Origin of the sequence: Streptomyces flavidovirens DSM 40150, assembly GCF_000429085.1 — a bacterium.
In the GTDB taxonomy this organism is placed as follows: domain Bacteria; phylum Actinomycetota; class Actinomycetes; order Streptomycetales; family Streptomycetaceae; genus Streptomyces; species Streptomyces flavidovirens.
On sequence record NZ_AUBE01000013.1, the window covers coordinates 127487 to 148376 of the forward strand.

At 70.7% G+C, this 20890-nt stretch carries 20 protein-coding genes and 1 pseudogene; 15 read left to right on the forward strand and 6 right to left on the reverse strand.

Going from position 1 to position 20890, the window contains the following annotated elements; all coding sequences use genetic code 11:
• Positions 1–8: 8 nt before the first annotated feature.
• The 5 genes from G412_RS0119280 to G412_RS0119300 all read left to right on the forward strand — a co-directional run bounded on the left by G412_RS0119280 (position 9) and on the right by G412_RS0119300 (position 4553).
• A complete protein-coding gene (locus G412_RS0119280; RefSeq protein ID WP_028813502.1) occupies positions 9–368 on the forward strand; it encodes a histidine triad nucleotide-binding protein in 360 nt (119 codons plus the stop codon).
• 17 nt (positions 369–385) lie between these two features.
• The gene (locus tag G412_RS0119285; RefSeq protein WP_028813503.1) at positions 386–1303 is read left to right on the forward strand and encodes a ribonuclease Z; all 918 of its coding nucleotides are present in this window, start codon (positions 386–388) and stop codon (positions 1301–1303) included.
• A 50-nt stretch (positions 1304–1353) separates the two neighbouring features.
• Positions 1354–2343 (forward strand): adenosine deaminase, encoded by a 990-nt coding sequence (locus G412_RS0119290; protein ID WP_028813504.1) that lies wholly within the window; start codon positions 1354–1356, stop codon positions 2341–2343.
• A gap of 66 nt (positions 2344–2409) precedes the next feature.
• Complete coding sequence (locus G412_RS0119295; RefSeq protein WP_028813505.1) at positions 2410–3087, forward strand: response regulator transcription factor; 678 nt, start codon at positions 2410–2412, stop codon at positions 3085–3087.
• Positions 3084–4553 carry a sensor histidine kinase gene (locus G412_RS0119300; protein WP_028813506.1) on the forward strand — a complete coding sequence of 490 codons (1470 nt, stop codon included), beginning with the start codon at positions 3084–3086 and terminating at the stop codon, positions 4551–4553. The genes G412_RS0119295 and G412_RS0119300 overlap by 4 nt, the downstream gene beginning before the upstream one ends.
• On the opposite strand, the gene G412_RS0119305 is transcribed toward G412_RS0119300, so the two are convergent.
• Complete coding sequence (locus G412_RS0119305) at positions 4516–5055, reverse strand: SgcJ/EcaC family oxidoreductase (protein ID WP_425274490.1); 540 nt, start codon at positions 5053–5055, stop codon at positions 4516–4518. The genes G412_RS0119300 and G412_RS0119305 overlap by 38 nt on opposite strands.
• A gap of 240 nt (positions 5056–5295) precedes the next feature.
• Here G412_RS0119305 and G412_RS0119310 point away from each other — a divergent pair, with 240 nt between their 5' ends.
• The 4 genes from G412_RS0119310 to G412_RS0119325 all read left to right on the forward strand — a co-directional run bounded on the left by G412_RS0119310 (position 5296) and on the right by G412_RS0119325 (position 9366).
• Positions 5296–6408 (forward strand): carbohydrate kinase family protein, encoded by a 1113-nt coding sequence (locus tag G412_RS0119310; protein WP_051338482.1) that lies wholly within the window; start codon positions 5296–5298, stop codon positions 6406–6408.
• 139 nt (positions 6409–6547) lie between these two features.
• Positions 6548–7561 carry a PhoH family protein gene (locus tag G412_RS0119315; RefSeq protein ID WP_028813509.1) on the forward strand — a complete coding sequence of 338 codons (1014 nt, stop codon included), beginning with the start codon at positions 6548–6550 and terminating at the stop codon, positions 7559–7561.
• Between the two features lie 27 nt (positions 7562–7588).
• Positions 7589–8086, forward strand: coding sequence for an rRNA maturation RNase YbeY (gene ybeY, locus G412_RS0119320; protein WP_028813510.1), 498 nt, complete (start codon positions 7589–7591; stop codon positions 8084–8086).
• Positions 8083–9366 carry a hemolysin family protein gene (locus G412_RS0119325; RefSeq protein WP_028813511.1) on the forward strand — a complete coding sequence of 428 codons (1284 nt, stop codon included), beginning with the start codon at positions 8083–8085 and terminating at the stop codon, positions 9364–9366. Before ybeY ends, G412_RS0119325 begins: the two co-directional genes overlap by 4 nt.
• Before the next feature lie 68 nt (positions 9367–9434).
• Here the strand turns inward: G412_RS0119325 and G412_RS0119330 are convergent, their stop codons facing one another.
• A complete protein-coding gene (locus tag G412_RS0119330) occupies positions 9435–10865 on the reverse strand; it encodes an MFS transporter (RefSeq protein ID WP_028813512.1) in 1431 nt (476 codons plus the stop codon).
• 156 nt (positions 10866–11021) lie between these two features.
• Here G412_RS0119330 and G412_RS0119335 point away from each other — a divergent pair, with 156 nt between their 5' ends.
• The 4 genes and pseudogenes from G412_RS0119335 to era all read left to right on the forward strand — a co-directional run bounded on the left by G412_RS0119335 (position 11022) and on the right by era (position 14081).
• Positions 11022–11843, forward strand: coding sequence for a helix-turn-helix transcriptional regulator (locus G412_RS0119335; RefSeq protein WP_051338483.1), 822 nt, complete (start codon positions 11022–11024; stop codon positions 11841–11843).
• Between the two features lie 27 nt (positions 11844–11870).
• On the forward strand, positions 11871–12236 hold the full coding sequence (locus tag G412_RS0119340; RefSeq protein ID WP_028813514.1) for a cytidine/deoxycytidylate deaminase family protein: 366 nt from the start codon (positions 11871–11873) through the stop codon (positions 12234–12236).
• A gap of 457 nt (positions 12237–12693) precedes the next feature.
• Positions 12694–13035 (forward strand): annotated as a pseudogene (locus tag G412_RS0119345) (transglycosylase family protein); the annotation flags it as partial.
• A gap of 104 nt (positions 13036–13139) precedes the next feature.
• Positions 13140–14081 (forward strand): GTPase Era, encoded by a 942-nt coding sequence (gene era / locus G412_RS0119350; RefSeq protein ID WP_028813516.1) that lies wholly within the window; start codon positions 13140–13142, stop codon positions 14079–14081.
• A gap of 98 nt (positions 14082–14179) precedes the next feature.
• Here era and G412_RS0119355 read toward each other — a convergent pair whose 3' ends face one another.
• From G412_RS0119355 to G412_RS0119365, 3 genes are all read right to left on the reverse strand, one after another.
• Positions 14180–15001, reverse strand: coding sequence for a GNAT family N-acetyltransferase (locus G412_RS0119355; RefSeq protein WP_028813517.1), 822 nt, complete (start codon positions 14999–15001; stop codon positions 14180–14182).
• 80 nt (positions 15002–15081) lie between these two features.
• Entirely contained in the window at positions 15082–15348 is a 267-nt protein-coding gene (locus G412_RS0119360; RefSeq protein ID WP_028813518.1) for a protealysin inhibitor emfourin, read from the reverse strand.
• Between the two features lie 26 nt (positions 15349–15374).
• Positions 15375–16433 carry a M4 family metallopeptidase gene (locus tag G412_RS0119365; protein WP_037649285.1) on the reverse strand — a complete coding sequence of 353 codons (1059 nt, stop codon included), beginning with the start codon at positions 16431–16433 and terminating at the stop codon, positions 15375–15377.
• A 306-nt stretch (positions 16434–16739) separates the two neighbouring features.
• Here G412_RS0119365 and leuA point away from each other — a divergent pair, with 306 nt between their 5' ends.
• Both leuA and G412_RS0119375 read left to right on the forward strand, forming a co-directional pair.
• On the forward strand, positions 16740–18497 hold the full coding sequence (gene leuA, locus G412_RS0119370; protein WP_037649287.1) for a 2-isopropylmalate synthase: 1758 nt from the start codon (positions 16740–16742) through the stop codon (positions 18495–18497).
• Positions 18498–18668: 171 nt separating this feature from the next.
• Positions 18669–19364, forward strand: coding sequence for a TerB family tellurite resistance protein (locus G412_RS0119375; protein WP_028813521.1), 696 nt, complete (start codon positions 18669–18671; stop codon positions 19362–19364).
• A gap of 13 nt (positions 19365–19377) precedes the next feature.
• Here the strand turns inward: G412_RS0119375 and G412_RS0119380 are convergent, their stop codons facing one another.
• Positions 19378–20748 (reverse strand): FAD-dependent oxidoreductase, encoded by a 1371-nt coding sequence (locus tag G412_RS0119380; RefSeq protein ID WP_028813522.1) that lies wholly within the window; start codon positions 20746–20748, stop codon positions 19378–19380.
• Positions 20749–20890 lie beyond the last annotated feature (142 nt).

The following is a 20890-nucleotide window of genomic DNA, read 5'->3' on the forward strand; positions in this document are numbered from 1 at the left end:
CCAGGACCATGGCGGGTGAACCCCAGGCAGACTGCCTGTTCTGCAAGATCGTCGCGGGGGAGGTGCCGGCGACGATCGTCCGTGAGACGGAGACGACCGTCGCGTTCCGCGACATCAACCCCCAGGCGCCGACGCACGTCCTGGTCATCCCCAAGGCACACCACCGGGACGCCGCAGCGCTCGCCGTCGCCGAGCCGCAGATCCTCGCTGACGTACTCGCCGAGACCGGCAGGGTCGCCGCTGACGAAAAGGTCGACGGCACGGGCTACCGCGTCGTCTTCAACACGGGTACGGGCGCCGGGCAGACCGTCTTCCACGCGCACGCCCACGTCCTCGGCGGACGCGGCCTCAACTGGCCCCCCGGATAAGGCAGAAGGCAGCGACCGTGTCCGCACGAGAACTGGTGGTCCTCGGCACAGCGAGCCAGGTCCCCACCCGGCACCGCAACCACAACGGCTACCTCCTGCGCTGGGACGGCGAGGGCATCCTCTTCGATCCCGGCGAGGGCACCCAGCGCCAGATGCTGCGGGCCGGCGTGGCCGCGCACGACATCAACCGGATCTGCGTCACCCACTTCCACGGTGACCACTCACTGGGCCTCGCCGGGGTGATCCAGCGCATCAACCTCGACCGCGTCCCGCACCCCGTCACCGCCCACTACCCGGCGAGCGGTCAGCGCTTCTTCGACCGGCTGCGGTACGCCACGGCCTACCGCGAGACGGTCCGGCTGACCGAAGCACCGGTCGCCGCCGACGGGCCGCTGGCCACCGGGCCGTCGTACTCCCTCGACGCGGTCAGGCTGTCGCACCCCGTCGAGTCGTACGGCTACCGGCTCACCGAGCCCGACGGACGCCGCATGCTGCCCGAGCTGCTCGCCGCGCACGGGATCAAGGGTCCTGACGTCGGCCGCATCCAGCGCGACGGGCAGCTCGGCGGGGTCACGCTCGACCAGGTCAGCGAGGAACGTCGCGGGCAGCGTTTCGCCTTCGTCATGGACACCAGGCTGTGCGACGGGGTGTACGCACTCGCCGAGGGCTGCGACATGCTCGTCATCGAGTCGACCTTCCTTGACGAGGAGGCGCTGCTGGCCGCCGAGCACGGTCACCTGACGGCCGGTCAGGCAGCCCGTGCCGCGTACGAAGCGGGCGTACGCCACCTGGTCCTCACCCACTTCTCGCAGCGCTACAACGATCCCGAGGCCTTCGAACGCCAGGCCCGCGACGCCGGTTTCGACGGCGAGCTGACCGTCGCCGCCGACCTGCTGCGGGTGCCTCTCCCCAAGCGCCACCCCCTGAAACCCTGAGCGCCGCCGCCCCGAACCCCCCCGCAAGTCCCCGACGAGAAGACCCCCCCATGCAGCTCCCCAAGGCCGAACTCCACCTCCACATCGAAGGCACCCTCGAACCCGAGCTGGCCTTCGAGCTCGCCGCGCGCAACGCCGTGGTCCTGCCCCACTCCACCACCGAAGAGCTCCGCCGCGCCTACCTCTTCGACGACCTCCAGTCGTTCCTCGACCTGTACTACGCGCTGATGGCGGTCCTGTGCACCGAGGACGACTTCGACCGGCTCGCCGACGCCTACCTGGCGCGGGCGGCCGCGCAGGGCGTACGGCACGCCGAGATCTTCTTCGACCCGCAGGCGCACACCGCGCGTGGAGTCGCGATCGGCACGGTCATCGAGGGCCTCGCCCGCGCCCTGGACCGCAGCGAGGAGCGGCACGGGATCTCCACGCAGCTCATCATGTGCTTCCTGCGCGACCAGTCCGCCGAGTCCGCGCTGGAGACGCTGGAGGCCGCCAAGCCGTATCTGCACCGGATCGCGGCCGTCGGCCTGGACTCGGCGGAGGTCGGACACCCGCCGTCGAAGTTCCGTGAGGTGTACGAGGCGGCCGCGGCCCTGGGGCTGCGCAGGGTCGCGCACGCGGGGGAGGAGGGGCCGCCGGCGTACATCTGGGAGGCGCTCGACATCCTCGGCGTCGAGCGCGTCGACCACGGGCTGCGCTCCATGGAGGACCCGGAGCTCGTGAAGCGGCTCGTGCGGGACCGCGTGCCGCTGACGCTGTGCCCCCTGTCGAACGTCCGGCTGCGGGCCATCGACGTCCTGGAGGAACACCCGCTGCGCGAGATGATGGACGCCGGGCTGCTGGTCACGGTGAACTCCGACGACCCGGCCTATTTCGGCGGGTACGTCGGCGACACCTTCCACGCCGTGCGCGAGGCGCTGGGGCTCGGGCAGGAGCAACTGCGCGAGCTCGCCCGCAACTCCTTCCTCGCGGCCTTCCTCGATCACGACGAGAAGCGCAGGCAGGCGTATCTCGCCGAGGTCGACGCGTACGTCTTCTGAGGACCTCCTCCTCGTCATATGCGACTGATCGGTGATCGGTTAATATTCAAGTAATAGGGTGCGCTCGTGCGCCTACTACTCGTGGAAGACGATGAACCGGTCGCCGAATCGCTGCGGCGCGGTCTGCTGCGCTACGGATTCGCGGTGGAGTGGGTCACCACGGGGCAGGAGGCCCTGGCGGTCACGGCCCCGTACGACCTGGTCCTGCTGGACCTCGGCCTGCCCGACACCGACGGGCTTGATGTGTGCCGGGCCCTGCGGGAGCGCGGGACGGTGCCGATCATCGTGATCAGCGCCCGCAGCGACGAGACGGACCGCGTGGTGGGGCTGGAGATCGGAGCCGACGATTACGTCTCCAAACCCTTCGGCGTACGCGAGGTCATTGCCCGTATAAGGGCGGTGATGCGGCGCGTGCGGCCCCGGACCCAGCAGGCCGAGAGCGGGCCCGACCGGTACGGGGCGCGGCTCGCCGTCGACCGCAAGGCGGCACGGGTGCGGCTGGACGGCGCCGATGTGGTGCTCACGCCCAAGGAGTACGACCTGCTGGCCTTCCTCACCGAGGAGCCCGGCGCGCTCATGTCGCGTGAGCAGATCATGGAAGCGGTCTGGGACGCCAACTGGTTCGGGCCGACGAAGACCCTGGACGTGCACGTGGCGGCACTGCGCCGCAAGCTCGCCGGGGTGGTCACCATCGAGGCGGTGCGCGGCGTCGGATTCCGTCTCGTCGTCGAGGGTGCGTCGTGATCCGGCAGTTGATCGTCAGCTATGTGCTGCTGGTCGCGGTCGCCCTGACGGCGTTCACGGTGCCGGTGGCGTTCACGCTGACCGGGCAGCTGCGCGGGGACACGGAGCAGGCCGTACGCCGTGAGGCGACCACGATGGCGCTGCTGCTTGCGGACGGCGACGCCCCGGCGCGGCAGGCCCTGGCGCGGATGGCACAGGCGTACGCGGACGAGACGCCCGGCACCGCCGAGGTGGTCGCCGCCGACGGCAGCGCCGTACCGTCTCTGCCCGCGCCGGCCGACCCGGACAACGCCGCCTTCAGCCGGGCGCTGCGAGAGGGCCGGACCACGGTCGACTGGGGCTCGACCCTGGTGTGGGGCCCGCAGTTGGTGATCACCGTACCGGCGCGCGCGCAGCGGCAGGACGCGGCCGTCGACAGGACTGTGGACGCGACCGGTGATGTCAGGACTGTGGACGCGACCGGTGACGTGCGGAGCGGCGGAGCCCCGATCGTGGGCGCGGTGCGGATCCGTTACGCGACCGACGACCTCACCGACCGCCTGTGGCGGATCTGGGGCTTCCGGGCGATCCTGGCCGTCGGTGTGCTCGCGGTCGCGGCCGGGCTCGGCGCCCTGGCAGCTCGTAGGCTGACCCGGCCGCTGCGCCAGCTCAACGACATGGCGAGCCGGTTCAGCGACGGCGACCTGGCCGCCCGATCGCCCGTCACAGGCCCACCGGAGACGCAGAAACTGGCGCGCACCCTCAATTCGGGTGCCGAGCGGCTGGACACCTTGATCGACTCGCAGCGGATCTTCGTGGCGGACGCCTCGCATCAGCTTCGCACCCCTCTCACCGCGCTGCGGCTGTCGCTGGACAACATCGCTGACGGTGTCGACGACGAGTTCGTACGCGAGGACGTGGAACAGGCCACCGCCGAGGTGGTCCGGATGAGCCGCCTGGTCAACGGCCTGCTGGTGCTGGCCCGCGCGGAGGCCAAGGTGTCACCGGCGGAGCCGCTGGCGCTGCGGGAGCTGGTCGGGCAGCGGCTCGCGGTGTGGAGGCCGGCCGCCGACGAGCGCGGAGTCACCATCGCGCTCGAAGGGGATGCCGGCGGCCGGCTGTGGGTGCTGGCCTGCCCCGGTCATCTGGACCAGGTACTGGACAACGTGCTCTCCAACGCCCTGGAGGTCTCACCGGACGGCGGCACGATCACCGTACGGATGGATCCGCACGGCGACGAGGTGGTCCTGGAGATCCTCGACCAGGGCCCCGGCATGTCCGCCGCCGAACAGTCCCGCGCCTTCGACCGGTTCTGGCGCGGTCAGGGTCTGACGGGCCGCTCGGGCTCGGGCCTGGGACTGGCCATCGTCAAGCAACTGGTGACGGACGACGGCGGCAGCGTGACCCTGCGGGACGCGCCGGGGGATGCGGGCGGGCTGTGCGTACGGGTCAGCCTTCGGACGGCAGCACCGAGGAGTGGTGGTTGACGATCAGCCAGGCGCCGCCGCGCTTCTCGTACTCGTACGTGTAACGTGCGTCGACCGCCCGCTTCTCGCCGGTCTTCGGGTCGGTGAGCGTGAACTGGTAGAGGCCGGAGTCGATCGCGGAGTTGTGGTCGAGGACGTTGATCACCGACTTGACCTTCTTGCCCACCGGCTTGTTCTGCAGGAAGTGCTCGAAATAGTCCACGATCTCCGCGCGATTGGTACGGATCCGGGGCGACGCGGTGGGCAGCAGCACCGCGTCGAACGCGTACCGAGCCGCCACTTTCTCCGGGTCGCCGGTCTGCAGGGCCGCGTTCCACTGATCGAAGAGCGCTTCCATCCGCGCCTCGTCGGCCCGGGTCACCTTGGCGGTCCTGGTGGTCTGGGTGGTCTTCGGCCGGTCCTCGGGCGAGGCGGTGCTGATCCCCACGGTGACGGTGCCCGCGATGGCCACGGCGGCGGCGGTGACGATGCCGGCGCGTACACGTATCTGACGCTTCATCAATTCTCCAGCACTAGGGTGGTGCCCCCCTGTCCTGCGGGAGCGGTTCCACCCTGTCGCGACGCGGGTTAAGCCCCGTACAGCAGACATCCAGCGCATATCCAGGGCTCGTCCAAATCGGGGGATCTTCCCTGTGGGCGCGTATCGGGCACACTGGCCTGAATCCGCACCACACCACAGGAGCGCAGGGTGAGCACGGTGAGAAAGCACGCAGCGGCCACGTCGGCGGCCACGCCGGCGGTCATCGGCAACAACGGTCAGCCGGACGAGGCCACGCACCTCGACCCCCTGGACGGGCTGCGCGCCGCCGACGGCCCCTGCTGCGACGTGTTCCTCACCGGCACCGTCTTCCTCGACATCATCTTCACCGGCCTCGACAGCGCCCCGGTGCGCGGCACCGAGTCCTGGGCGCGCGGCATGGGTTCCAGCCCCGGCGGCGTCGCCAACATGGCCACCGCCCTCGCCCGCCTCGGCCTGCGTACGTCCCTGGCCGCCGCCTTCGGTGACGACCACTACGGCGAGTACTGCTGGGACGCGCTCGCCGACGGCGAGGGCATCGACCTGAAGATGTCACGCACGGTCCCCGGCTGGCACTCGCCCGTCACCGTCTCCATGGCGTACGAGGGCGAGCGGACGATGGTGTCCCACGGCCACGAGGCCCCACCGCCCGCCGAACCCGGCCCCTTCCCCGACTGCCCGCCCCGCGCGCGGGCCGCCATCGCCGCCCTCACCCCCGGCCGGACCGAGGAGTGGATCGCCTCCGCCGCCCGCCGCGGCGCCAAGATCTTCGCCGACGTGGGCTGGGACGAGACCGGCCAGTGGGATCTGGCGGGCCTCGCCGACCTGGAACACTGCGAGGCGTTCCTGCCCAACGCCGAAGAGGCGATGCGCTACACCCGCACCGACTGCCCGCGCGCCGCCGCCCGCGCCCTGGCGGACAAGGTCCCCGTCGCGGTCGTCACGCTGGGCTCGGAGGGCGCGTACGCCGTGGACGGCTCCACCGGGGAGACCGCCGAGGTCCCCGCCATCGCCGTCGAGGCGCTCGACCCCACCGGCGCGGGTGACGTCTTCGTCGCCGGATTCGTCACCGGTACGCTCGCGGGCTGGCCACTCGCGGACCGCCTGGCCTTCGCCGGGCTGACCGCCGCCCTGTCGGTGCAGGAGTTCGGCGGGTCTCTCTCGGCGCCCGGCTGGTCGGAGATCGCGGCCTGGTGGCAGCAGGTGCAGGCCGTCGACGGGCAGGACCCGCAGGCGCTGCGCCGGTACGCCTTCCTCGACGGGCTGCTGCCGAAGGCGGCCCGCGTGTGGCCGCTGCGCCGGGCGGTGCCGACGATCGGCTTCCGCAGGCCGGCGTAACCGCTCGGCAACGGAGTGCGCGGCGGTGCGCGAAAAGCCTTCGGCCTTGTCAGTGCACCGACGTAGGCTTGGAGCCAAGAGGTTGTCGAGCAGCGAGAACCCTGCAACAGGAGGTATGTGCAGGCCACAGTGCCGGCCCATGACTCAGACACCCACACAGCCGCAGGCCCGCGCCCAGTTCACCGTGCCGGACAGACACCCGATGGTGACGGTTCTGGGATCCAGCGATTCCCTGTTGCGCGTGATCGAGAACGCCTTCCCCGACGTGGACATCCACGTCCGGGGCAATGAGGTCAGCGCGGTCGGCGACCCGACAGAGGTCGCCCTGATCCAGCGCCTGCTGGCCGAGATGATGCTGGTGCTCCGCACCGGACTGCCGATGACGGAGGACGCCTTGGAACGCTCGATCGCCATGCTCAGAGCGAACGGGAACGGCGGTGGCGCGGAAGCCGTCACCGAGACCCCGGCCGAGGTGCTCACGCAGAACATCCTCTCCAGCCGCGGTCGCACCATCCGCCCCAAGACGCTCAACCAGAAGCGGTACGTCGACGCCATCGACAAGCACACCATCGTCTTCGGCATCGGCCCCGCCGGTACGGGCAAGACGTACCTCGCCATGGCCAAGGCGGTCCAGGCCCTGCAGTCCAAGCAGGTCACCCGGATCATCCTCACCAGGCCCGCCGTCGAGGCGGGCGAGCGGCTCGGCTTCCTGCCCGGCACGCTCTACGAGAAGATCGACCCGTACCTGCGCCCGCTCTACGACGCCCTGCACGACATGCTCGACCCCGCCTCGATCCCGCGCCTGATGGCCGCGGGCACGATCGAGGTCGCCCCGCTGGCCTACATGCGAGGCCGTACGCTGAATGACGCGTTCATCATCCTGGACGAGGCGCAGAACACCAGCGCCGAGCAGATGAAGATGTTCCTGACGAGGCTCGGCTTCGACTCGAAGATCGTCGTCACGGGTGACATCACCCAGGTCGACCTGCCGGGCGGGACACAAAGCGGTCTGCGCCAGGTCAAGGGGATCCTGGAGGGCGTCGACGACGTGCACTTCTCGCTCCTCACGTCGGAGGATGTCGTCCGGCACAAGCTGGTCGGCCGTATCGTCGACGCGTACCAGAAGTACGACGACAGCCAAAACGGGCTGTGACTTTGAAGCAGGGGTAGATCCAGCACCATGTCGATCGACGTCAACAACGAATCCGGCACCGAGGTCGACGAGCAGGCGATTCTCGACGTCGCCCGTTACGCGCTCACCCGGATGCGGATCCACCCGCTCTCCGAACTCTCGGTGATCGTCGTGGACACGGCCGCCATGGAGCAGCTCCACATCCAGTGGATGGACCTCCCCGGACCGACCGATGTCATGTCCTTCCCGATGGACGAACTGCGTCCGCCGTCCAAGGACGACGAGGAGCCCCCGCAGGGGCTCCTCGGTGACATCGTGCTCTGCCCCGAGGTCGCGAAGAGGCAGGGCGAGGAAGCCCCGACGCAGCACTCCATGGACGAGGAGCTTCAGCTCCTCACCGTCCACGGCGTGCTGCACCTGCTCGGCTACGACCACGAGGAGCCGGACGAGAAGGCCGAGATGTTCGGCCTCCAGGCGGCGATCGTCGACGGCTGGCGGTCGGAGAAGGGCCTGACCGGTCCGTCCCCCGCGCCGACCGTTTCATGACCGCCCAACTGATCACGGGCGCGGTCCTGCTGGTCGTCGTCGCGTGGCTGGCGGCCTGCGCGGAAGCGGGCATCGCCCGCGTCTCCAGCTTCCGGGCCGCCGAGTCCCTGCGGGCCGGCCGGCGCGGCAGTGCCAAGCTGGTCCAGGTCGCCTCCGACCCGGTCCGCTACCTGAACGTCGCCCTGCTGATACGGGTGTCCTGCGAGATGGCCGCAGGCGTCCTCGTCACGTACGCCTGTCTGCGCGAGTTCGACGAGACCTGGGAGGCGCTGACCATCGCCATCGGCGTGATGGTCCTCGTCTCGTACGTCGCCGTCGGCGTGTCGCCGCGCACCATCGGCCGCCAGCACCCGCTGAACACGGCGACCGCGTCCGCGTACGTCCTGCTGCCGCTCGCCCGCGTCATGGGACCCGTCCCGCAGCTGCTCATCCTCCTCGGCAACGCGCTCACCCCCGGCAAGGGCTTCCGCAAGGGCCCCTTCGCCAGCGAGGCCGAGCTGCGCGCCATGGTCGACCTGGCCGAGCAGGAGTCCCTGATCGAGGACGACGAGCGCCGCATGGTGCACTCCGTCTTCGAGCTGGGCGACACGCTCGTACGCGAAGTCATGGTCCCCAGGACCGACCTGGTCTCCATCGAGCGCTTCAAGACGATCCGCCAGGCCCTCACGCTCGCCCTGCGCTCCGGTTTCTCCCGTATCCCGGTGACCGGCGAGAACGAGGACGACATCGTCGGCATCGTCTACCTCAAGGACCTCGTCAGGAAGACCCACATCAACCGCGACTCCGAGGCCGACCTGGTCTCCACCGCGATGCGCCCCGCCGTCTTCGTACCCGACACGAAGAACGCGGGCGACCTGCTGCGCGAGATGCAGCAGGAGCGCAACCACGTCGCCGTCGTCATCGACGAGTACGGCGGCACCGCCGGCATCGTCACCATCGAGGACATCCTCGAAGAGATCGTCGGCGAGATCACGGACGAGTACGACCGTGAACTGCCGCCCGTCGAGCGGCTCGACGACGGCTGTTACCGCGTGACCGCCCGGCTCGACATCGGTGACCTCGGCCAGCTCTTCGGCTTCGACGAGTTCGACGACGAGGACGTGGAAACGGTCGGCGGCCTGCTCGCCAAGGCGCTCGGCCGCGTGCCGATCGCGGGCGCGTCCGCGACGGTGGACCTGCCCGACGGGCGCTCGCTGCGGCTGACCGCGGAATCCCCGGCCGGCCGCCGGAACAAGATCGTCACGGTACTGGTGGAGCCGGAGGAGAAGCAGGCGGCATGACGCCGCCGCCGGGAAGCTCCCGGACCGCATGGTCCGGGAGCTGACCGAGGAATCGTACGACGCGGGGCTCAGACGCCGCGCCGGATCCGCAGGCCCACACCCACCAGGACCGCCGCCACCACCACGAGCACCGCGTCCACGGCGAGCACGGTCCGTACGCCGTCGAAGAGCGCGCCCTGCGTCGTCGCCAGCACACCGAGCAGCGGAATGCCCACGGTGAGGCCGACCTGCTGCGTCGTGGTGACCAGACCGGTCGCCAGCCCCTGCTCCCCGTCCGGTACACCCGACGTCACGACGAGTCCGTACGAGATGATCGCCCCCAGGTGGCACATGCTGGCCAGCGAGACGGCGGCGGTCGCCAGCAGAGCGCCCGACCCGGTGCCGATGCCCAGCAGGGCGGCGATGAACAGGCCCTGGCCGAGCAGCGAGCCGACGAGGGTGCGGCGGGCGCCGACGCGGCCGATGAGCTTCGGGGCGTACGTACCGGCGACGGCCGACAGCGCACCCTGGACGCCGAAGACCAGACCGGTCTGCAAGGCGGAGAGCCTGAGCACTTCCTGGAGATAGAGGGTGAGTACGAAGACGACCGTGCTCATCATCGAGAAGGTCACCAGACCGCCGAGGTTGCCCCAAGCCACGGTCCGGCGCCGCAGCATCGGCAGCGAGACCAGCGGCGCGGCGGCACGGGACTCGACGTACCCGAAGGCGGCGAGCAGGGCGACGCCCGCGACCAGCGTGGTCAGCACGTCGGCGCCGCCGAAACCGCGCTCGGCCGCCGTCGACAGGGCGTAGATCAGGGCGAGCAGACCGCCGGTGACGGTGACCGCGCCGGGGATGTCGAGGCGCGGGCGCTCGGGGTGGCGGGACTCCGACAGCAGCCCCGGCGCCAGTACGAGCACGATGGCCGCGGCGACGGCCAGCAGGCCCATCGTGGAGCGCCAGCCCAGGGTGTCGGTCATGACACCGCCGAGGAGCATGCCCACGGTGAAGCCGAGCGAGAGCAGTGTGCCGCTGATGCCCAGCGCCCGGTCGCGCTGCGGGCCTTCGGGGAACGTCGTGGTCAGCAGCGACATGCCGGTCGGCACGATCGCGGCCGCGCCGAGCCCCTGGAGCGCGCGCCCGGCCAGGAAGGACGCCGGGTCCCAGGCGAAGGTGGCGAGGAGGGAGGCCGTACCGAAGACGGCGAGCCCGGTGAGGAACAGCTTCCTGCGGCCGAACAGATCGGCGATCCGGCCGAAGAGCAGCAGGAATCCGCCGGAGGGCAGGGCGAACGCGGTGACCGCCCACTGCAGCGCGGACTGGCTCATGCCGAGGTCCCTGCCGAGGACGGGCAGCGCCACGTTCAGTACGGAGAAGTCGAGGGCCACCATGAACTGGGCGGCGCACAGTACGAAGAGAATCAGCTTGGCGCGGCCGGAGAGCTTCGCGGGCGCCGTCGTTCCGGGCGGTGCGGCGGTGGGGGCGGAGGGTATGGAGGGGACGGAGGTGTCGATTGCCATGGTCGCCACCCTGCGGCCGCCGGAATAGCCGTGGGGAGCGGGAACTTATCCTGTTGGCGCCACCACCAGGCAGCCGAACAGGGGGAATACGTGGAGCGTGTGGCCGCACCGGTCGATCTCAAGGCGCACCGCCTCGGCGAACTGCGCGAGTTCCTCATGAGCAGACGCGCCCGGGTCAGCCCCGCCGAGGCGGGACTCCCGGACGGCGGCGCTCGGCGGCGTACGCCGGGCCTGCGCCGGGAGGAGGTCGCGGTGCTCGCGGGCGTCGGCGTCTCCTGGTACCAGTGGCTGGAGCAGGGCAGGGACATCACCGTCTCGCCGCAGGTGCTCGACTCCGTGGGGCGGGTGCTGCGGCTGAGCAGCGTGGAGCGCCGCCATCTGTACGTCCTGGCCGGGCTCAACCCGCCCGCGCCGGAGGTCGATCCGCCCTACGCCGACATGTGCGAGGGGCTGCGCCGGCTGATCGACGCGTGGATGCCGTATCCCGCGCACATCATGGACGCGTACTGGAACACGGTCGTCTACAACGACGCGGCGGGGGCGGTCCTGGGCATGCGGCCCGAGATCACCCAGAACTGTCTGATCACCTTCTTCACCGACCCCATCTACCGCTCCAGGGCGAAGAGCTGGGAGCAGAACGCTGCGAATGTCGTCGCCCAGTACCGGGCCGCGTGCTCCGAGCGGCCGGACGACGAGGGGTTCCGCGCGGTCGTCGGCGAACTGACGGAACTCTCCCCGGAGTTCGCCGAACTGTGGGAGCGGCGGGACATCGCGCCCGGCGGTCAGGTGCGTAAGGAGATGGAGCACCCGGTCGTCGGCACGCTCGTCGTGGAGTCGACCCAGCTGCGGGTCCCGGCCCGCCCCGACCTGACGATCGTGCTGCACACGGCGCTGCCGGAAGCGGACACGGCGGCGAAGCTGGAGTGGCTGGCCTCGCCGGAGGGGCGGCGCGGCTCGATGTACCCGGTCGCGGGCTGACCCTGGTGCGCTCCCTATGCTCTGGGCATGACTGAGACCACGCCGAGCACCGAACTCGACCCCGAGGACCGCAAGATCATCACGCTGGCGCGCAGTGCGCGTGCGCGCAATGGGGTGCCGGAGGGGGCGGCCGTGCGGGACGAGACAGGCCGGACGTACGTCGCCGGCACGGTGGAACTCGACTCGCTGAAGCTGAGCGCGCTCCGCACGGCGGTGGCGATGGCGGTCGCGAGCGGTGCGAAGTCGCTGGAGGCGGCGGCGGTGGTGACGGCGGCGGATTCCGCCTCCGCCGAGGACCGCGCGGCCGTCCGCGACCTGGGGGGTCCCGCGACGCCGGTCCTGGTGGCGGGGCCGGACGGTGCGCTGCGGCTGAGCGTGCCGGCGGGGGGCTGAGCGCGGGCGTTGCGGGGTGGACCGCTGCGCGGGACTCTCCCCGACCCGCCCCTTCCCGAACCGGGGCTCCGCCCCAGACCCCGCTCCTCAAACGCCGGACGGGCTGGATGGGTGCCGGGCAGCGGCGAGAACTCGCGGCCCCGGCCGCAGGGCCCGGAGCGGCGTGACGCTGGTCTCGTGTGATGGGGGACACGCCAAGGGGGTGGCGGGTCAGGTGGCCCCCCGGAGCGGGTGGGGTGGACCCGGCGCGGATGGCCGCCCCGCCGCAGCCGGGGGACCTTCGGCCGGGGCTTGCGGCCCGCGCGGAAGGCGTCAAGGGGGTGGGCCGGAAGGCCCCCGGACCGTCCCGAAGGACCGTGGATCCGGGCGCCCCGCGCTGCCACGGTGGAGGACATGCCCAGCAGGGAGCCCCACTCCCCGGGGCAGCCCTCCCGCCCCCGAAGAAAGGTCACCCCACGTGTTCTCCTCCCTGACCCGCACCGCCCTCCGCCGCCGCGTCACCGGTTCCTTCGTCGCCGCGGGAGCCACCGGCATGCTGGTTCTCGCCGGTACCGGCAACGCGTCCGCCGCCCCGGCCGCCGACTGGTCCGCGGTCGCGGAGTGCGAGTCCGGCGGCGACTGGCACGCGAACACCGGCAACGGCTTCTCCGGCGGTCTGCAGTTCACCCAGTCCACCTGGAGCGCGTACGGCGGCACCCAGTACGCACCCAGCGCCCACCAGGCCACCCCGCAGCAGCAGGCCGCGGTCGCCGACAAGGTCCTCCAGGGCCAGGGCATCGGCGCCTGGCCGGTGTGCGGCGCCAAGGCCGGACTCTGACAGCCGCGGCCCCTCCCGCTCTCCCCGCGTGACGTCCGGGCCGGCACTGGTCGGCCCGGCGGCGTACATCGGGGAGAATGGCACGCATGAGCGCTCGCACCCAGTCTTCCGAGGCCCCCCACCGGGCCGGCTTCGCCTGCTTCGTCGGCCGCCCCAACGCGGGCAAGTCCACCCTGACGAACGCTCTGGTCGGCCAGAAGGTCGCCATCACCTCCAGCCGGCCGCAGACCACGCGCCACACCGTGCGCGGCATCGTGCACCGCCCCGACGCGCAGCTGATCCTGGTGGACACCCCCGGCCTCCACAAGCCGCGCACGCTGCTGGGCGAGCGTCTCAACGACGTCGTACGCACCACCTGGGCCGAGGTCGACGTGATCGGCTTCTGCCTGCCCGCCGACCAGAAGCTCGGCCCCGGCGACAAGTTCATCGCCAAGGAACTCGCGGGAATCAAGAAGACGCCGAAGGTCGCGATCGTCACCAAGACCGACCTCGTCGACTCCAAGCAGCTCGCCGAGCAGCTCATCGCCATCGACCAGCTCTCCAAGGAGCTCGGCTTCGAGTGGCAGGAGATCGTCCCGGTGTCCGCCGTCGGCGACAAGCAGGTCTCGCTCCTCGCGGACCTGCTGATCCCGTTGCTCCCGGAGAGCCCGCCGCTCTACCCCGAGGGTGACCTCACGGACGAGCCCGAGATGGTGATGGTGGCGGAGCTGATCCGCGAGGCCGCGCTCGAAGGCGTACGGGACGAGCTGCCGCACTCCATCGCGGTCGTCGTCGAGGAGATGCTGCCGCGCGAGGACCGCCCGGCGGACAAGCCGCTGCTCGACATCCACGCGAACGTCTACATCGAGCGCCCCAGCCAGAAGGGCATCATCATCGGCCCCAAGGGGCAGCGCCTGAAGGACGTCGGCACGAAGTCGCGCAAGCACATCGAGGCGCTGCTGGGCACGCCGGTCTTCCTGGACCTGCACGTGAAGGTCGCGAAGGACTGGCAGCGCGACCCGAAGCAGCTGCGCAAGCTCGGCTTCTGAGCCGGACCCGTCGAATCCTGAGCGCGGCGGCCGACGCCGCCGGTTCCCACGCCGGCAGTCGTCGGTGAACGCGCCGTGGGGTATGGCCGCCGCCGGTCCTATTCCGTGGCCGCCTCCATGGCCGTTCCGATGCGCCGGAAGCCCGCGCGGGCGTAGACGCGCGCGACCGCGTCGTCCGTCGCGGTGAGGAACACCGTGGTGATGCCGTGGGCGCGTGCGTCCGCGGCCAGTTCCGCCGTGACCGCTACCGCCAGGCCCCGGCGGCGGGCCGACGGCAGGGTGCCTACGCCGACTATCTCGGTGGCCGTGCCCACCGGCAGGTGCTGGCCCGCGCAGAGCACCACGCCGTCCTCCACGGCTGCCGCGACGACGGACCGGCCGGCCCGGATCCGGTCCGCGACGTTTTCCACCGAGCCGTCGTCCTCGGCCTTCCGGGCCTCGATCACGGCGGCGAGTTCGGTGGGTCCGGCCCGGCCCACCGCCGTACCCGGGTCGGCGAAGGCGAGGTACGGGACGGCGAGGGCGCCGGGCAGCGCCGGATCGTCGGCGGTGAGGAGGCGTACCAGGGAGTTCGGGGGCGGGGCGAGTCCGTCGTCCTCCAGGAGCATCAGCGGACGCTCCCGCGTCGTCATCCCCGTCTCCTCCAGCGTCCGCCGCAGGCCCGGCGTCGTCTCCGGCACCCACTCGAACGCCTCCGGCACCCCCAGCTCCCGCTGCCGCGCCCTGACCCGCTCCACATCGGCGGCGGTCGCCGGGGCGCCGGACCACCTCGACGTCGGTCGGGCGTAGTAGGGGTGGCCCGAGCCGGTCCGCGCGAAGAGGGTCAGCGGGCCGAAGTCCTCGGCGCGGGCGCCGGCACGCGGTACGGCGTCGTAGTAGCGCTCGAGGCGGGTGAGGATGTCAGTGGTGGCGGAAGTCATCCGCGCATCCCATCATCCGGTGGACCCCGCGCGCCCCTTCTTTTCCAGGCGTTCGGTTCCGGGCCTTCAGTTCCGGGCGTTCAGGCACCTTCCGTCAAGACCTGGGAGATGAGCTTGCTCTGAGCCTCGGTCAGCCGTGGGTCCGCGCAGTAGACGGTCTTCCCGTCGACCGTGATCTGGTAGCTGAAGCCGTCCGGCACGCCGATCGGCGGCGTGCCCCGGCCGGCGGCGACCGCCTCCTCGGCCAGGGCCTGCCACTCGCTCGCGTCGGGCCGTCCGGAGGTGTCCACCTCCGCGTATCGCTCGATCCCGGCGAATCCGCCCGTACGCCTTACCCCAATTCGCATGGGTCCCGTTCTAGTACGGATACGGCTCAGCCGGTAGGCACCCCGACCTGGGACCACGCTTTCAGCAGAGCCTCCTGCTCCTCGCCGTCACCGAAACGGGCGTGCGCGGCCGCCACGGTGGCCCGCGCGAAGTCTGTGAAGCTCGCGTCGACCTGGAGACCCCCGCCGGTCAGGGTGTCGTACCAGATCTGTCCCGCCCCTTCCCACGCCTTGCCGCCGAGGGCGGTGGCGAGCAGGTAGAAGGCACGGTTGGGGATGCCGGAGTTGATGTGGACACCGCCGTTGTCCCTGCCGGTACGGACGTAGTCGGCCATCGTCGCCGGCTGCGGGTCCTTGCCGAGTACGTCGTCGTCGTACGCCGTACCGGGCGCCTTCATGGAGCGCAGGGCCACCCCGGTGACGCGCTCGGCCAGCAGGCCCGCGCCGATCAGCCAGTCGGCCTGCTCGGCGGTCTGGTCGTTGACGTACTGCTTGACCAGGGAGCCGAAGACGTCGGACACGGACTCGTTGAGCGCGCCGGGCTGGCCGAAGTACGTGAAGTTCGCCGTGTACTGCGTCAGGCCGTGGGCCAGCTCGTGGGCGATGACGTCCACCGGCAGCGTGAAGTCGCGGAAGATCTCGTCGCCGTCGCCGAAGACCATCTGCCGGCCGTCCCAGAAGGCGTTCCCGTAGTTCTCGCCGTAGTGCACGCTCGCGACGAGCGGCAGACCGTTGCCGTCGACGGACCTGCGCCCGAAGGCCTTGAGGAGGAGATCGAAGGTCGCGCCGAGGCCCGCGTACGCCCGGTTCACGGTCGCGTCCTGGCCGGGTTCGTCGCCCTCGCCGCGCACTTTGACGCCCGGCAGTTCCTGGCGGTGCTGCGCGTCGTAGAGGGTGCGGTGCGGTTTGTCGCCGGCCGCGTCCGCCGGCGGGGCGGCCGGCGGGGCGCCGAGGACCGTGGTCAGCCGGCGGTGGGTGCGCTGGGCGGCATCCGCTTCGAGGGTCCGGCGGGCGGGGCCCGCGAGCGCCGGGTCGTCGGCCTGGGCCAGCTTGTCGAGGACGTGGGGCGGCACGATGGTGCAGAACACGGGATGGGTGGCCTTCATGGCCGCAATGTCGCACTGCGTCATCGCGCTGTCACTACTTGCGACCATGATTGACGAAATCGAGTGATGGATCACTTTCGCCCGTTACCCGCCCGTTACTGATGGGGTGGTCCCGCATACTGATACGGGACCGGCGAAACCGGCTCCCCTCGGCTAGGCTGCGGCACATCATGCGTTACGGGCTGCTCCTCCTTAGCTGCCGCGGCGAGGGTCTGTAGTTATAGGCCGACCCCCTCCCCGCGGAGTCTGGTGCTGCAGCGACACCGTCGGCCGTCCCCTTTGCAGGACACCGAGGAGCCCTACGCGATGAACGCCCCTGTTGGCCGCCCCACGCCGATCACCAACGCGACGCAGCTGCAGAAGCCGTCCGGGATGCCGATCCACAAGTACGGCCAGTACGAGGCCGTCGACATCCCCGACCGCACCTGGCCCGACCACCGGATCACCAAGGCGCCCCGCTGGCTGTCCACCGACCTGCGCGACGGCAACCAGGCCCTGATCGACCCCATGTCCCCCGCCCGCAAGCGCGAGATGTTCGACCTGCTCGTACGCATGGGCTACAAGGAGATCGAGGTCGGCTTCCCGTCGTCCGGCGAGACCGACTTCGCCTTCGTACGCTCCATCATCGAAGAGGGCGCGATCCCCGAGGACGTGACGATCTCCGTCCTGACCCAGGCGCGCGAAGAGCTGATCGAGCGGACCGTCGAGTCGCTGGTCGGCGCCCGGCGCGCCACCGTGCACCTGTACAACGCCACCGCGCCGACGTTCCGGCGCGTCGTCTTCCGCGGCTCCAAGGAGCAGGTCAAGCAGATCGCCGTGGACGGCACGCGGCTGGTCATGGAGTACGCCGACAAGCTGCTGGGCCCGGAGACGATCTTTGGGTACCAGTACAGCCCGGAGATCTTCACCGACACCGAGCTGGACTTCGCCCTGGAGGTCTGCGAGGCGGTGTGTGACGTGTGGCAGCCGGAGGAGGGCCGGGAGATCATCCTCAACCTGCCCGCCACCGTGGAGCGCTCCACGCCGTCCACGCACGCGGACCGCTTCGAATGGATGTCGCGGAACCTGACCCGGCGCGAGTACGTCTGCCTGTCCGTGCACCCGCACAACGACCGGGGCACCGCCGTCGCCGCCGCCGAGCTGGCGATCATGGCGGGCGCCGACCGTATCGAGGGCTGCCTGTTCGGGCAGGGCGAGCGCACCGGCAACGTCGACCTGGTCACCCTGGGCATGAACCTGTTCTCCCAGGGCGTCGACCCGCAGATCGACTTCTCGCAGATCGACGACATCCGCCGCACCAGCGAGTACTGCAACCAGATGGAGGTCCACCCGCGCCACCCCTACGCGGGCGACCTGGTCTACACCGCCTTCTCCGGCTCCCACCAGGACGCCATCAAGAAGGGCTTCGACGCGATGGAGGCCGAGGCGGCCGCCGCCGGCAAGACGGTCGACGACATCGAGTGGGCCGTGCCGTACCTGCCGATCGACCCGAAGGACGTGGGCCGTTCGTACGAGGCGGTCATCCGGGTCAACTCGCAGTCCGGCAAGGGCGGTATCGCGTACGTCCTGAAGAACGACCACAAGCTGGACCTGCCGCGCCGCATGCAGATCGAGTTCTCGCGGATCATCCAGGCCAAGACGGACGCCGAGGGCGGCGAGGTCACGCCGAAGGCGATCTGGTCGGTCTTCCAGGACGAGTACCTGCCGAACTCCGAGAACGCGTGGGGGCGCATCCAGCTGCGTTCCGGCCAGACGACGACCGACACGGACGGCCAGGACACGCTGACCGTCGAGGCGGTCGTGGACGGCGTCGACACGGTGCTGACCGGCACCGGCAACGGCCCGATCTCGGCCTTCTTCGAGGCGCTGGGCGCGATCGGCGTGGACGCCAGGCTGCTGGACTACCAGGAGCACACGATGAGCGAGGGCGCGAGCGCCCAGGCCGCGTCGTACATCGAGTGCGCCATCGACGGCAAGGTGCTGTGGGGCATCGGCATCGACGCCAACACCACGCGCGCGTCGCTGAAGGCAGTCGTTTCGGCCGTGAACAGGGCCACGCGCTAGCACTCGGTTCTCCGGTTCCGGGAGGTTCCCGAACGCCGGGCGGGCTGTTTTTCGGCCACGCCCGGCGTTTCTGCCTGCCTCTCGCGCCGACAGGGTGCTGACGGGACATCACGGATGTGGCTAACATCACGGCAACGCGGCAGAGTTGCCGGAGCGTTTCGGAGGTGCGACGTGCTGCTGGTTCGAGGGCGGAAACAATGCGTATGGGGCATTCGCACCGCGTGGAACACCGTCGGCGACGGTGACTTCTTCTGCCCGGACTGCGGCGGCGACCGCAACTACCGGCGCCGTACGGGCCGCAGGCGCTTCACCGTTCTCGGCATTCCGCTGCTGCCGCGCGGTTACGTCGGCCCGGTCATCGAATGCGCCGCCTGCCAGACCCACTTCGGCACCGAGGCACTCGACCACCCCACCACCGTCCGCTTCTCCGCGATGCTGCGCGACGCCGTCCACACCGTCGCCCTCGCCGTCCTCGCCGCGGGCGGCACGTCCTCCCGTACGGTCAGAGTCACCGCCGTCGCGGCCGTCCGTGCCGCCGGGTTCGACGACTGCACCGAGGACCAGCTCACCACCCTCATCGACGCCCTCGCCGCCGACACCGGACGCCTTCCCGGAGCGTACGAGGGGACCCCCGAGCCCTGCGGCGCCGCGCTCGCCATCGAACTGCACGAGGCACTCGAACCGCTGGCCCCGCACCTCGCCCCCGCCGGCCGCGAATCGATCCTGCTCCAGGGCGCCCGGATCGCCCTCGCCGACGGCCCGTACAGCCCCGCCGAGCGCGAGGTGCTGACGATCGTCGGCGGGGCGCTGCTGATCTGCCCGGACGACACGGCCCGGCTGCTGGCGGCGGCCCGTACGCCGTCCTGAACGTCCGCCCGGCTCAGTCCTGAGGCGCCGCGCTCGCCCGCAGCATCGCCTCACGCTCGACGATCTTCACGCGCTCGCGGCCCTCGGCGGCGCCCAGCGCGCGCTCCGCGCTGTCGAGGCGGTGCCAGCCCTCCCAGGTCGTGTACGGGACGTCCTTGCCCGCGAGGAAGTCCACCACGGCGTCCTCGCCGGGCGCGGCGGGAGCGGACAGACGGCCGGCGCGGTGGTCCTCCAGGAGGTTCGCCACCGTCTCGTTGGCGTCGCCCTTGGTGTGGCCGATGAGGCCGACGGGACCGCGCTTGATCCACCCGGTGACGTACGTCGACTGAAGGTGCTCGCCCGCCTCGATGACGCGGCCGCCCTCGTGCGGGACCGTACCGGTGGTGAAGTCGAAGGGCAGCTTGGGGAGTTCGTCGGAGAGGTAGCCGACCGCCCGGTAGACGGACTGCACGTCCCAGATCTGCGTCTCGCCCGTGCCGGTGACGTTGCCCGTACCGTCGAGCCGGGTCCGCTCGGTGCGCAGGCCGACGACCCTGCCGTCCTCGCCGACGACCTCGGTGGGCGACTCGAAGAAGTGCAGGAAGAGCTTGTGGGGGCGGTCGCCGATGTCCCGGATCGCCCAGTTCTCCAGCGTCTTGGCGACCATGTCCGCCTGCTTGTTGGCGCGGCGGGTGGCGATGCTGCCGTCGTCGTAATCGATGTCCTCGGGGTTGACGATGACTTCGATGGTGGGGGAGTGGTCGAGCTCGCGCAGCTCCATCGGGCTGAACTTCGCCTGGGCCGGTCCGCGCCGTCCGAAGACGTGGATCTCGCGGGCCTTGTTGGCCGCGAGACCGTCGAAGACGTTCGGCGGGATCTCGGTCGGCAGCAGTTCGCCGGCGGTCTTCGCGAGGATGCGGGCCACGTCCAGGGCGACATTGCCGACCCCGAGGACGGCGACCTTCTCCGCGTCGAGCGGCCAGGTGCGCGGCACGTCCGGGTGGCCGTCGTACCAGGACACGAAGTCCGCGGCGCCGTAGGAGCCGTCGAGCTCGATGCCGGGTATGTCCATCGCCCGGTCGGCGCTCGCGCCGGTGGAGAAGATCACCGCGTCGTAGAACGCGCGCAGGTCGTCCAGACCGATGTCGGACGGGTAGTCGACGTTGCCGAAGAGCCGGATCTGCGGCTTGTCCAGGACCTGGTGCAGGGCGGTGATGATGCCCTTGATCCGGGGGTGGTCCGGGGCGACGCCATAACGGATCAGCCCGAAGGGCGCCGGCATCCGCTCGAAGAGGTCGATGGACACGCCGGGGTCGGCGGCGGCGTCGGACTTCAGCAGGGCGTCTGCGGCGTAAATGCCGGCGGGACCGGCGCCGACGATCGCGACCCTCAGGGGGCGGGGCATTGGGGGGTTTCCCTTCGGGTGGCGACAACTGTCTCGTGCGTCACCCTAGGCAACGAAATGCCGGGTCAGGTACTTGACCCCTCCCTATGACCCCATAAGCAGCTCTTATGAGTACCCAAAGGCCGCCTTGATGACCGAGCCT